Below are 11883 nucleotides of genomic sequence, written 5' to 3'. Positions count from 1 at the left end.
TTTGGGGAGGTTCTATTATGAATTTTACTCTTGCTCCAATTACTATTCAGCAGATAATTGTCTTTTTGCAGGTGGTAGAATCCAATGGTTTTGCCAAAGCAAGCAATATTCTTCATATGACCCAGTCTGCCGTCAGCAAAAGTATTGCAAAACTGGAAAAAGAACTTGAAATTAATTTATTCATCAGAACAACAAGAGAACTGCATCTTACTGAACCCGGAAAATTATTATATAAAGAATGGAAAATACAGATGGAAGGAATGCACACTGCCTATGCTAATGCCTGCAGCCTTCAAAACCATCAAAATACTACTCTTCGTATCGGACTTTTAAATACCGCAAGGCCGGAGCGTTATTTCTGGGATATCGAAAAAAATTTCTCAGAAAAATATCCCCAGGTAAAACTAGAACTGGAAAGTGAGTATATGACGGACCTGGAAGTAAGGCTGATAGAAAATTACTATGATGCGATTATGATTCCTGATTTTGAAAGATTCATTCTGGAAGAGAACAAACTTTGTTGGAAATGGGCGGCAAGATCTTTCGCCTATGTAATTATTCCTGTCCAGAACCCTCTTTCTCAAAAAAAGGAACTATACACAAAAGATCTGTTAACCCAGAGCTTTGTATCTTTAAATAATGTTCAGTCCTCCAGCTATCTGAGAGATTTAAAGGAACGATTTTCAGATTATGATACTATTCCGCAGATTGAAATCCACTATAAAAACGCATTTGATATCCGTTACCTGTTTCGTCCCGATTCCGGAATCCTAATGGCAGATGCATACTTTGATTATCAGGAAGGCAACGGGTTTGTTAAAGTTCCTGTTATGGATCAGTTTAACGGTATTATCTGCGGCTGGAATCCAGCTAATCAAAATCCTTATCTTCAAAAGTTTTTAAATATACTTCCCAAATCTGACTGATCTGACAAATAAAACTGCCTGTATTTTTCTAGACTGTTATTTATTCTATTGAGGAATAAATAACAGTTTTTTTTTCCTTCTCTGCTGTATTGCTTATTTTTTGTGTGGATTTTATACTGAGTTTATCATTAATAATTATTTGTACTGGAGGTAAAAGTATGGCAAAAAAAGTACCTGTTACAAATCAGGATCGGGAAAAAAGTTATTTTAAGTATTATGCAGATAATGTGTACTGCGGCGAACAGGAAAAGTATAATCAGATTTCAGAAGAACCCTTAGATAACTCTCTGGCTCTCCATATTGATAACCGCAATGATTTATTTCTTCCAGGGGACCTTCCCGGTGAATTTGGCTGGTGGCTTATGGATGACGGAACAGCGCTGATCGCTAACAAAACGTTTTTTCCGGGATTAACAGGTGAAATGTTTGACTGGTGGTTCGCATGGCATCCTATCGACAGACTTCGCTATGCATGCTGGGATAATGAAGATCACTATGACGTATATCTGGATGATCCGGCCAAAGCGCTGGATATGAGCAAATCCATGCGGGAAAGACACTGGGGAAGCATCCATAATATCTGGGAAGATATCGGAACCGGAAATATTGATCTGCTTCGCATTCATTTTGAAAAACCATCTGTATTGGGATATGATGAAAGTAAGGTGGATACAGAAGTCTGCAATGGACTTGTATGTGCCAATGTTCAAATTCTGGGAAGCGGCGATCAGCCGGATATTCCTGTTGTAATGACTCACTTTTTAAGACCTGCCAAGGGCGGATCTATTCTCAGATCCAGATTCTGGTTTGGCTGGCAGATTATAGACGGCAAAGCTGTAAAATGCATTCCGGAGGGATTTAAAATTCCTTCTGCAGGACCTGTCTGCCTGTTAAATCACAATGTAAAGGAATTTTCAAATCTCAGTAAAATTCTTCCTGCATTGTACGAAGAAGAAAAAGATAACTGGGCAAAATAAAAAACATTTTTTCCAACAGAATTAATATTCTTTAAAACAAAAACAGACCGCAAAATCATCAAATTAAATGATTTTGCGGTCCATTTTTTAACGCCGCCGGTTTTTTATGATTCCCCAGAGCAGCCAAAGGCCAAGAATAATAGCCACAAAATATCCAATTGCTCCAAGAGCGGGTATTCCAAAAAACTGTCCCTTCATATTCGTTGTACATATCAAACTAGAACTAATCAGCAAAGCCACATCTATAAGAGCTATAACCAGTTTATTAATCATCTCGTTTAAATGAGAAAAAAATTCTGCTGATTCTGAAAGCTCTATATTTATTTTAGTCTGACCCTTCACTGTCATTTTTATCAGATCAATAATATTTGCCGGTAAATGCACTGTTTTTTTCAACAGATGAAAGGCGCTGATACTATTTTGCTTCAACTCATTTTTCAGATCTATATCTGTAATCTCTTTCTTTTGCATATGATTAGAGAAGATCTTCATAAAATCAATTTCGGGACTGATAAGAGTCAGCACTCCTTCAATTGTAATTACTCCCCGAATCAACATGGAAATGCCACGGCCAATACTGATATGATGCTTATTTAGTACCTCCTGAATGTCCTGGATGATATCGCCAAGACTTAGCCCCTGAAAACTGGTGTGCGCGTATTTTGAAATAATAAAATCTACATCATTGTACAATTCATTATGGTCTACTTTTCCATGCTTTACACCAAGGGCCAAAACCGTATCCTTTAATTCATAAATATCTCCAAAAGTAATTGCCTCTACTGCATTGGAAAATAATTCCCGGTCTCTAGAAGAGAGTCTTGCCATCATTCCCATATCCATCCAGACAATCTTTCCGTCACGGATACTGATATTTCCCGGATGGGGGTCTGCCTGAAAAAAGGCATCTTCCAATACCTGCTTTACATAATTTTCGGCCAGCTTTTCTCCAATTTCATTCATATCATATCCAAGAATTTTTAACAGATCAACAGAATCAATGGGGATTCCATCAATATATTCCATCATAAGCATTCTGGTAGTAGACCAGTCTTCAATTACTTTTGGACAGGAGACATATTTTATATCCTTATTTCGCTGGGCAAACTCTTTTAGATTAGCGGCTTCCTGCAGGAAATCAAATTCTTTCTGTGCTGCTTCCCACATTTCATCCAGCACAATAATAAAATCTACTGCATCTCCTGAAGGTCTTACAACTTTTAACGCAAACATGGCTTTTTTACAAAGAGAAATATCCTGCCGCATGATTTCTTTGATTTTAGGTCTTTGTATTTTGATAACCACATTCTGGCCGTTTTTTAAAACAGCTTTATGAACCTGGCCAATAGAGGCGGAACCAAGAGGCACAGAATCAATTTTTATAAATACCTGACTGATTTCCTGCTTACACTCTGCCTCAATCAATTCTTTTATCAGCGAAAACGGCATGGGATTAACATCTGACCGCAATTTTGCCAGTTCTTTACAATACTCCGGAGGAATCAGATCCGGACGCATGGAAAGAACCTGGCCAAATTTAATAAATGTGGGACCTAGACCTTCTAATATGTTTCTCAGCTTTTCCGGTGTCAGTCCCTGAACTATTTTATTTTCTCTGAGCACCTGTAAAATGTGCCTCATCCGCGTATATGTTGATTCACTCATTGTGCTGTCTGTTCTTCTTCTTTCTTCTGTTCATCCTCATCGCTGACTTTTTTATCATCCGTTTCTTCTCTTTCCAGTATATCTAATTTTTCCCGGATGACCTGACGTTCTAAAGGGGTGAGCTGCTTTAGTATTTCTTCAAGGCTTTCGCTGTCTGTGATTTCATCATCCAGATTCAAAGCTTCTTTTACCTTGGATTTTACTTTTACTTTTGCATCTCTTTTTAACTCTTCGTTTGCTGCCTTTCCTTCTTCTACCAGGCTTTTTCCTTTTTTAATCAATTCTTCTGTTACTTCCTGGGTCTTTTCAACTGCCGTAGCTGCTGCCCCTACACCGGCCAGTAAAACTTTTTTTACATTTTCAGTGAAAGCTTCCACTAAGAAACACCTCCTGCATTTTAAAACAGTTATTTACATTATTTACTATACCCTCAGCTGGCAAGAGCATACGCATTAATTACCACAAACTTTTTCTTATCTTTAAATATAACATTGTTAAACCGGGTTGTAAAATTTTATGTGGTAATATAAGAAAATTTTAATAAGCAGCTCTCTCATCTCAGGTCTTTCTAATATTAAAATGTCATAACTGTTTTTAAATGTACTTATTGACTTGTCCTGAATCTGGATTATAATACATACAAAAGCTAATAGAAAGATGAGGAATATTGAATGGCAATCAGAATTGGAATATTAGGTTATGGAAACTTGGGACGCGGTGTAGAAAGCGCTGTTTTGCAAAATAAAGATATGGAACTTTCAGCTGTATTTACCCGTCGTAATCCTGAATCTTTACATATCAAAACGAAAGGTGTACAAGTGCTTCATACAGATAAAATCAGCAGTATGAAGGATCAGATTGACGTTTTGATTCTCTGCGGAGGAAGCGCTACTGATCTGCCTGAACAGACCCCGGCATATGCTGAAATGTTTAACGTGGTTGACAGTTTTGACACTCATGCAAAAATTCCGGAACATTTCGCCAATGTTGATAGTTCTGCAAAAAAAGGAAATAAAGTGAGTATTATTTCCTGTGGATGGGATCCAGGTATGTTTTCTATTAACCGTTTATATGGAAACTGCATTCTTCCGGAAGGAAAAGATTACACTTTCTGGGGAAAAGGTGTCAGCCAGGGACATTCTGATGCAGTACGCCGCATTCAAGGAGTGGCAGACTGCAGACAGTACACTATTCCTGTTCCTGAAGCAGTAGATACAGTGAGAAGCGGTTCTAATCCAGAACTTACTACAAGACAAAAGCATACAAGAGAATGTTTTGTTGTGGCCAAAAAAGATGCTGACTTAAATCAGATTGAACAAGAAATAAAGACCATGCCCAATTATTTTTCTGATTATGATACAACCGTTCATTTTATTTCTGAAGAGGAGATGAAGCGTGACCACAGTGGACTTCCTCATGGAGGCTGTGTCATCCGGACCGGAGTTACCGGTATAGAAAAAGAACACAAACATATTATAGAATATAACCTATCTTTGGATTCCAATCCGGAATTTACCGGTTCTGTTATCTGCGCTTATGCAAGAGCCGCTTACCGTCTAAATCAGGAGGGACAGGCCGGGTGCAGAACAGTATTTGATATAGCCCCTGCATATTTATCTTCAAAGAGTCCCGAAGAGCTTCGGGCACACTTACTCTAATTTAAAAAGTATAAAAAGGTATGACAGCTGATACTTTTTTTGCAGGTCAGATAACATCTTTAACGATTGTTATAACGTATCATACATTGTCATACCTTTTTTATTTTTAATTATCGAATTTTTCTTACTACAATTTTTTTACAAATAATGCCCGGACTGCATTTAATACTGCAATAATCATGACTCCCACATCTGCAAAAATCGCAAACCACATATCAGCAATACCAAAAGCTCCTAAAATCAAAAATATCATTTTAATGCCAATAGCAAAAATAATGTTCTGATATACAATTCCCAGACATTTTCGGGATATCTTGATCGCTTTGGAGATCTTTAAGGGATCATCATCCATTAACACGATATCCGCTGCTTCTATCGCCGCATCAGATCCCATAGCCCCCATGGCAATTCCAATATCCGCTCTGGAAAGTACCGGAGCATCATTAATTCCGTCTCCCACAAATGCCAGTTTTTCTTTCTCCGGTTTTTCTGTTAAAAGCTTTTCTACTTTTTCAACTTTATCCCCGGGCAGCAGTTCACTATATACTTCATCAATACCCAAAGATGCGGCAACCTGCTTTGCAACTGCATCAGCATCACCTGTCAGCATTACTGTTTTTTCCACACCGGCAGCTTTTAAGGCCGAAACCGCAGCTTTTGCATTTGGTTTTATAACATCTGATATAACAATATGTCCTGCATAACTTCCATTAACAGCCATATGAATAATAGTTCCTACCTGATGGCAATTAACAGGTGTTATATTCAGTGTTTTCATTAATTTTGCGTTTCCGGCTGCAACTTCAATCCCATCTACCTCAGCAATTACTCCATTACCGCTGATTTCCCTGATATTAGAGACTCTAGACCGGTCTATTCTCTTTCCATATGCACGCTGCAGACTTTTACTGATAGGGTGAGACGACGCACTCTCTGCAAGAGCAGCATATTCCAGGAGCTTTTCTTCTTCCATTTCATTGTGATGGATTCCATTTACTTCAAATACTCCTCTTGTCAATGTACCGGTTTTATCAAATACAACATATCTGGCCTTTGATAAACTCTCCAGGTAATTGGATCCTTTCACCAGTACACCTGCTTTGCTTGCGCCTCCGATTCCAGCAAAAAAACTAAGAGGTATACTAATAACAAGAGCACACGGGCAGCTGATAACAAGAAAAGTCAGCGCACGATAAATCCACATGCCCCATTCCGGCGTCATACCAGGAATCATCAGCTGCACAACAGGCGGAATAATCGCCAGCGCCAGTGCCGCAAAACAGACAGCCGGGGTATATATTCTTGCAAATTTTGAAATAAAATCTTCTGACTTTGATTTTCTGGAACTGGCATTTTCAACAAGATCTAAAATTTTAGAAACCGTAGATTCTCCAAATTCCTTTGTGGTCCTGATTTTTAAAACGCCTGTCATATTTATACAGCCGCTGATAACTTCGTCCCCTGCAGATGCTTCCCTGGGCAGACTTTCTCCGGTTAATGCACTTGTATTTAGAGTAGAAGTTCCTTCTGTTATAATACCATCAATAGGTACTTTTTCTCCCGGCTGTACAATAATTGTAGTTCCTATGGATACTTCATCCGGATCAATTTTTTCCAGCACACCATCCTGTTCAACATTTGCATAATCCGGACGGATATCCATCAGATCACTGATATTTCTGCGGCTTTTACCCACAGCATAACTCTGAAACCATTCTCCTATCTGATAAAACAGCATAACTGCAATTGCTTCTACATAATCCCCGTCATCATAAACCGCAAGAACAATAGCTCCTATTGTTGCAACTGCCATTAAAAAACATTCGTCAAAAATCTGCCGGTTAATAATACCTTTTCCAGCTTTTTTAAGAATATCATATCCAACAATCAGATATGGGATCATATATAAAACAAATCTCAGAATGCCGCTTAATGGAATAAAATGGAGTATAATCAATAACGCTGCTGAAATAAGAATACGAATTAACATTTTTTTCTGTTTCTTATTCATCTTCAAATCCTCCTATTCTACAAGTGGATTTTATTTAAAAGAAGATCTCACAGTCATCTTCCACCTTTTTACAATTTTTAAGGACATCTTTCATAACCGTTTTTGGTTCCTGGCCTTCTTCAAATTCCACAATCATTTTTAATGCCATAAAATTAACGGTAGCGTCTTTTACACCATTTGTATTTTTGGCAGCAATTTCCATTTTGTTTGCACAGTTAGCACAATCCACATCAATTTTATAAGTTTTTTTCATAATCTTTTCTTCCTTTCGATTAAATAATTAAATATATGTTTAATTGTTAGTTTTAATATACGCTGACAATAAATAATTGTCAATATATTTTTTAAATTTCTTTCAATGAAATCAAATTTGACAGTTCAATTCTTTCAATGGTACTATTTATTATATTATATTTTTTGGAAGGATAAAACATTATGACAACACAGCAGCTTCCTCATAATCATGGTCAACAAATAGAGCACTGTATAGATGATATGCCGGATACAGAAGATTTCCGTCTTATTTCAGACATTTTTAAACAGCTGGGCGACGCCAGCAGAATTAAGATTTTCTGGCTTTTATGCCACTGTGAAGAATGTGTAACTAATATTTCTGCTCTGGTGGATATGAGCAGTCCTGCAGTTTCCCATCATCTGAAACAATTAAAATCCGGCGGCTTAATTATCAGCAGACGGGACGGAAAAGAAGTTTACTACAAAGTATCAGATACAAAAGCAGCAGATTTGCTCCATCATATGATTGAAAAACTAATGGAAATTACATGTCCTGTGATGTAAATTTTCAAGGTTTGCTGCTTATTTTATGGAAAATTTAAAGTTTGAATTGTTTAGAAAAATAGAAAAGCCGAAAAACCATTTTAGAAGTTTCTCGGCATTGCTGGTGGCACCCATAGTAGGAATCGAACCTACAACTAACCCTTAGGAGAGGCACTCCTAAAGGTCAATCAGCTACCTTCTAAGTTTAAATAATCCCCGTATTTACTGGGTTTTCACGGCATCAGGATGTTATCCTGTACCTCGGTATTTCTGCTGATTTTAAGGTGTTTTATGCCATTCAATTTGCAGGTGATTAGCAAAAAAACAGGAGTTGGGAAAATACTAAATAGTAAAAACAAGTCGCTGCTGTGCGGATGCGTCCCTTCTGGTGTTAGGACGACTCTCCTGATCTGCTCTGTAACTTCTCAAGAACAGTATGTAAACAATAGACTGAAAGAAAGAGGACAACCCATGTTGGATTTTCCTCTTGTGTTTCTTTGGGTGCAGATGCTTGCTCTATGATCTATTACTTCAATCTGCACACGCTTTTCTTTTATGGCTCATTATATCTTTTCTTTGCAACGCTTCCTGTATAGCGGTATAAGGCACATCAAATACATAATGTGAAAAATCTTCTAACTGTTTCTTAGGATATTCAGACAGACAAAAGTTTTTCAGTTCCAACCAGACCGCACTCTTATGGTAGGGCAGATCAGATATATACTGACATCCTATTTGGGCCTGCATATCCGTAAAAATATCTTTCAATCAATCACTCCAATCTTAATATGATATAGCAGAAGGAGCCATTGCTCCATAGATGACTACTCATCTATTTGCAACGGCTCCTCAATGTCATATGGTTTTCGCCAGTGATTTCAAAAGGGCTGCCATTTCTGGATTGGCAAGAAGTTTCTGAAGCAGCTCCTGTTCAGTCTGTGTTTCTTCTGGAGCAGGGGGTTCTTCTGGTTCTTCAACCGCTGGGATTGATTTTCCCTGGTAAAACTGCTCTTCAAATCGCTGAGCATTTAAGCGTCTGTCCTCGTCTATAATGTGGGAATATACATCAGCTACCATCTTAACCTGTGCGTGACCGGAATCACCCTGTACGGATTTCATATCGCCACCGTTGAGTTTTAGCTTATAAGTGATACTTGAATGTCTGAAACTATGAAATACGACAGGCGGCAAATCATGATCTTTGATCAGCTTTCCTAAAGCTCGATTGATAACCTGTCCTTCAATCGGTCTGCCGCAGGAAGAAGCGAATACGAGATTAAAGTCCAGGTATTCGTCACCAAACAGTGCCTTGTAGTTTTCAATTTCCTCGTGTCGATCAACAAGCATTTCTGCAACTGTTTTCGGAAGAAATACCTTTCGTATACTTGTTTTTGTTTTCGGCTCTTTCAGCACCAGCGCTGTGTGTGTACTTGCCAGCGCAGGTGGAAACTTAAAGACAACTCCTTTTTCCCCCAACTGTTCCAACGCATTGCGATTAACACGCTGAAGCTCTTTGTTGACAAAGATATAGGCACATCCATTTTTTATGCTATCCTCTGAAATATCGATACAGTCCCAGGTCAGTCCGAGAAGTTCACCCATTCGCAATGAGCAGGAAAAAGCAAGATTCAGTGCCAATGCCAGATTGTCATCGTCACAAACTTCCAATGCTTTAAACAGTGTTTCTGCTGTCCAGATTGCACGCTCTTTATGTTCTTCTTTTGGAAGGGTAGCATTAAGAACAGGATTCCTTGACATCAGTTCCCATTTTACTGCCTGATTAAAGGCATTGCGGAGCAGCTTATGAATCTCTCTAACTGTATGGGCGGTGAGATATTCATTGTTCGGCCTGCGGTTATTTACCACTTTTGCCTTGACCGATAATAAGCTCTGATAGAATTTGTCCATTGTTCTTGGTGTCAGATCTTCCAGTTTAATATCTCCAATCAGCGGAGTAATATAATTGAAGATCAGGCTTCGCCTTGCTTCATAGGTCGATAATGCCCAGGTATTCACACCATAAATAGACATGTATTCTTCCAGAAGATCACTGACCGTCTTAGCGGAAGGGGTAATAAAAGTACCTGTCTCCTGTTCAAATTCAACCTGCACTTTGCGCTTTTTGGCTTCGGCATTAGTAGCAAATGTTTCCCACTTTTGCCTCTTTACGCCGTTTTCATCCGTATAGCTGTAAACCACAGAATAGCGGTTTTTTCTCTTAACAATAGATGCCATGTAAAACACCTCCTTATTCTCTTGTTTCGAGCCATGCATCAAAACTGCTTTTTACGATTCTGATGCCACTATTCAATCGAACACTCTGAAACACATTCTGATTTATCAGCTTATATGCAGTGGGGCGGCTTATTCCAAGAATCTGCCGAATTTCTGCAACAGTATAGCTTTTCTTATTCGGAGTAGTTTTTGAAACTCCATTTAATTCAGCGATGCGATCTTCAAACATGCTACCACCTCCTCATTTTTGATAACTTTCTTATAGTGGGATTGAGAGTTGTACCAATCCTCGAAGCTATCTATGTAAATACGGGTATACATGCCAACCTTTACCGTTTTGAAAGGTTTCTTCTTCATCAAGTCATATAGGGTTCCTTCAGCAATCCCAAGTAAGCTGGCAGTTTCCTGAATTGACATTGTGATGGATGTCCAATTCTTTCCCGGTGCTTCACCAATTATTTTCTTATAATGAAGCTGGTTGGCGTACCAGTTTTCAAAGCTCTCGATCATCACACGCATCTTACCGGCGATGATGACCGTATCAAAATAGTTCTTTTTCACGAGCCAGTATGCTTCCGTCTTACCAAGCCCAAGAAGCCGACGCATTTCTCGCACGGACATGCTTTTCTTTTTCATTGTATTTTCCTCCGATTCATATTTTTTTCGGCTCGTCAGCCGTTAGGGTATGCTATATAGCCAAGCATCTCTGCTTGGCTATATAGTATGGAAAATCAGAGAAAAAGTGAAATATGCAAATCCGACAGTTCAAGGGATTTTTCACACTTGACAAGTATCCATCTGTTTATCAAGCCAATCGTCAAAGCTCTTTTTTGAAATACGGATATTGCCGCCAATACGGACACTGTGGAATACGCCGGATTTCACAAGATTATAGGCAGAATTCCTGCCGATGCCTAAAATGTCCTGGATCTCATCTACTGTATAAATTCTTTTCTCATATGGAATACTCGGCATAGCTTCTGTATCCTTATTTAATGCTGCAATTCTATCCTCAAACATGAGAAATCCTCCTTTCTGCTTTCAGCTCTTTTTCTGCACCCATGCTGATGAATAGGGGTAAAACAATCTTTTCCATAGATTGTTTATCAAGCTGTGTTACTTTCTCTTTGAGACGGCTTTTATCAATCGTGCGCACCTGTTCAAAGAGAATAATTGAATTTTCGGGAAGCCCGTCAACATCTTCCAAATAGTAATGTGTCGGTAGCTTCGTTTTCTTTCGTACTCGACTCGTAATGGCGGCAACAATGACCGTGGGGCTGAACCTGTTTCCTGTATCATTGGAAAGAATGAGGACAGGTCTTGTGCCGCCCTGTTCAGAGCCGATATGCGGATCAAGTTTTGCGTAGTAAATATCTCCACGCCTGACAGTTCTTTTCATTTGAATGCCCTCCAATCTATATTTGACATACGGTTTCTGTCTATGTAATAAGCCAGACAAAAGGCTTATTGAGGTCGGGAGCCTATAAAACAAAGCTCTGTTCTCATTGATAACCTTGTGTCTGGCTTTATGATCATGGCATTTCTATTTGTCCTCGACACCCCGAAATGCAAATGCGCAAAAGCATAGGGAAGTCGCCAAACGGTCAGCAGCGAACTGACTCCACGGGAGTTTC

The 11883-nt window shown here is 38.8% G+C and carries 14 protein-coding genes; 4 read left to right on the top strand and 10 right to left on the bottom strand.

Translation table 11 applies throughout. From position 1 onward, the window contains the following. The first annotated feature begins 17 nt into the window (after positions 1–17). On the top strand, positions 18–926 hold the full coding sequence (locus OCV88_RS04835; RefSeq protein WP_158424454.1) for a LysR family transcriptional regulator: 909 nt from the start codon (positions 18–20) through the stop codon (positions 924–926). Between the two features lie 158 nt (positions 927–1084). Continuing rightward, positions 1085–1903 carry a DAPG hydrolase family protein gene (locus tag OCV88_RS04830; RefSeq protein WP_158424453.1) on the top strand — a complete coding sequence of 273 codons (819 nt, stop codon included), beginning with the start codon at positions 1085–1087 and terminating at the stop codon, positions 1901–1903. A gap of 87 nt (positions 1904–1990) precedes the next feature. Here OCV88_RS04830 and OCV88_RS04825 read toward each other — a convergent pair whose 3' ends face one another. Both OCV88_RS04825 and OCV88_RS04820 read right to left on the bottom strand, forming a co-directional pair. Further along, positions 1991–3568, bottom strand: coding sequence for an ABC1 kinase family protein (locus OCV88_RS04825; protein ID WP_158424452.1), 1578 nt, complete (start codon positions 3566–3568; stop codon positions 1991–1993). Beyond that, positions 3565–3945 (bottom strand): hypothetical protein, encoded by a 381-nt coding sequence (locus OCV88_RS04820; RefSeq protein WP_158424451.1) that lies wholly within the window; start codon positions 3943–3945, stop codon positions 3565–3567. Before OCV88_RS04820 ends, OCV88_RS04825 begins: the two co-directional genes overlap by 4 nt. Before the next feature lie 294 nt (positions 3946–4239). Here OCV88_RS04820 and OCV88_RS04815 point away from each other — a divergent pair, with 294 nt between their 5' ends. Next, positions 4240–5226, top strand: a complete 987-nt coding sequence (locus tag OCV88_RS04815; RefSeq protein ID WP_158424450.1) for a diaminopimelate dehydrogenase — start codon at positions 4240–4242, stop codon at positions 5224–5226. A gap of 127 nt (positions 5227–5353) precedes the next feature. Here OCV88_RS04815 and OCV88_RS04810 read toward each other — a convergent pair whose 3' ends face one another. Then, positions 5354–7237 (bottom strand): heavy metal translocating P-type ATPase, encoded by a 1884-nt coding sequence (locus OCV88_RS04810; RefSeq protein WP_158424449.1) that lies wholly within the window; start codon positions 7235–7237, stop codon positions 5354–5356. 34 nt (positions 7238–7271) lie between these two features. Beyond that, entirely contained in the window at positions 7272–7490 is a 219-nt protein-coding gene (locus OCV88_RS04805) for a cation transporter (RefSeq protein ID WP_158424448.1), read from the bottom strand. A 182-nt stretch (positions 7491–7672) separates the two neighbouring features. Between OCV88_RS04805 and OCV88_RS04800 the strand changes: the two genes are divergently transcribed. Further along, positions 7673–8035 carry an ArsR/SmtB family transcription factor gene (locus tag OCV88_RS04800; RefSeq protein ID WP_158424447.1) on the top strand — a complete coding sequence of 121 codons (363 nt, stop codon included), beginning with the start codon at positions 7673–7675 and terminating at the stop codon, positions 8033–8035. A gap of 510 nt (positions 8036–8545) precedes the next feature. On the opposite strand, the gene OCV88_RS04795 is transcribed toward OCV88_RS04800, so the two are convergent. From OCV88_RS04795 to OCV88_RS04770, 6 genes are all read right to left on the bottom strand, one after another. Further along, positions 8546–8782, bottom strand: coding sequence for a hypothetical protein (locus tag OCV88_RS04795; protein WP_008816767.1), 237 nt, complete (start codon positions 8780–8782; stop codon positions 8546–8548). 87 nt (positions 8783–8869) lie between these two features. Then, complete coding sequence (locus tag OCV88_RS04790) at positions 8870–10249, bottom strand: site-specific integrase (protein ID WP_008816768.1); 1380 nt, start codon at positions 10247–10249, stop codon at positions 8870–8872. A gap of 13 nt (positions 10250–10262) precedes the next feature. Beyond that, positions 10263–10478: a helix-turn-helix domain-containing protein gene (locus tag OCV88_RS04785; protein WP_008816769.1), complete on the bottom strand. Its 216-nt coding sequence runs from the start codon at positions 10476–10478 to the stop codon at positions 10263–10265. Further along, positions 10451–10885 carry a helix-turn-helix domain-containing protein gene (locus tag OCV88_RS04780; protein WP_008816770.1) on the bottom strand — a complete coding sequence of 145 codons (435 nt, stop codon included), beginning with the start codon at positions 10883–10885 and terminating at the stop codon, positions 10451–10453. The genes OCV88_RS04785 and OCV88_RS04780 overlap by 28 nt, the downstream gene beginning before the upstream one ends. Positions 10886–11026: 141 nt before the next feature. Next, complete coding sequence (locus OCV88_RS04775) at positions 11027–11269, bottom strand: helix-turn-helix domain-containing protein (protein WP_008727012.1); 243 nt, start codon at positions 11267–11269, stop codon at positions 11027–11029. Next, positions 11262–11648 carry a type II toxin-antitoxin system PemK/MazF family toxin gene (locus OCV88_RS04770; protein ID WP_002607841.1) on the bottom strand — a complete coding sequence of 129 codons (387 nt, stop codon included), beginning with the start codon at positions 11646–11648 and terminating at the stop codon, positions 11262–11264. Before OCV88_RS04770 ends, OCV88_RS04775 begins: the two co-directional genes overlap by 8 nt. Positions 11649–11883: the final 235 nt, after the last annotated feature.

The organism is Brotonthovivens ammoniilytica, from assembly GCF_025566885.1.
Taxonomy (GTDB): Bacteria; Bacillota; Clostridia; order Lachnospirales; family Lachnospiraceae; genus Brotonthovivens; species Brotonthovivens ammoniilytica.
Note: the sequence above shows the minus strand (reverse complement) of the source record. Positions and strands in the feature narration are given on the sequence as shown.

Excerpts from the sequence above, each read along its gene's own strand:
- OCV88_RS04785 (WP_008816769.1), bottom strand. The coding sequence starts at position 10,478 with ATGTTTGAAGATCGCATCGCTGAATTAAATGGAGTTTCAAAAACTACT.
- OCV88_RS04775 (WP_008727012.1), bottom strand. The coding sequence starts at position 11,269 with ATGTTTGAGGATAGAATTGCAGCATTAAATAAGGATACAGAAGCTATG.
- OCV88_RS04835 (WP_158424454.1), top strand. The coding sequence starts at position 18 with ATGAATTTTACTCTTGCTCCAATTACTATTCAGCAGATAATTGTCTTT.
- OCV88_RS04790 (WP_008816768.1), bottom strand. The coding sequence starts at position 10,249 with ATGGCATCTATTGTTAAGAGAAAAAACCGCTATTCTGTGGTTTACAGC.
- OCV88_RS04815 (WP_158424450.1), top strand. The coding sequence starts at position 4,240 with ATGGCAATCAGAATTGGAATATTAGGTTATGGAAACTTGGGACGCGGT.
- OCV88_RS04825 (WP_158424452.1), bottom strand. The coding sequence starts at position 3,568 with ATGAGTGAATCAACATATACGCGGATGAGGCACATTTTACAGGTGCTC.
- OCV88_RS04780 (WP_008816770.1), bottom strand. The coding sequence starts at position 10,885 with ATGAAAAAGAAAAGCATGTCCGTGCGAGAAATGCGTCGGCTTCTTGGG.
- OCV88_RS04800 (WP_158424447.1), top strand. The coding sequence starts at position 7,673 with ATGACAACACAGCAGCTTCCTCATAATCATGGTCAACAAATAGAGCAC.
- OCV88_RS04805 (WP_158424448.1), bottom strand. The coding sequence starts at position 7,490 with ATGAAAAAAACTTATAAAATTGATGTGGATTGTGCTAACTGTGCAAAC.
- OCV88_RS04770 (WP_002607841.1), bottom strand. The coding sequence starts at position 11,648 with ATGAAAAGAACTGTCAGGCGTGGAGATATTTACTACGCAAAACTTGAT.
- OCV88_RS04810 (WP_158424449.1), bottom strand. The coding sequence starts at position 7,237 with ATGAATAAGAAACAGAAAAAAATGTTAATTCGTATTCTTATTTCAGCA.
- OCV88_RS04830 (WP_158424453.1), top strand. The coding sequence starts at position 1,085 with ATGGCAAAAAAAGTACCTGTTACAAATCAGGATCGGGAAAAAAGTTAT.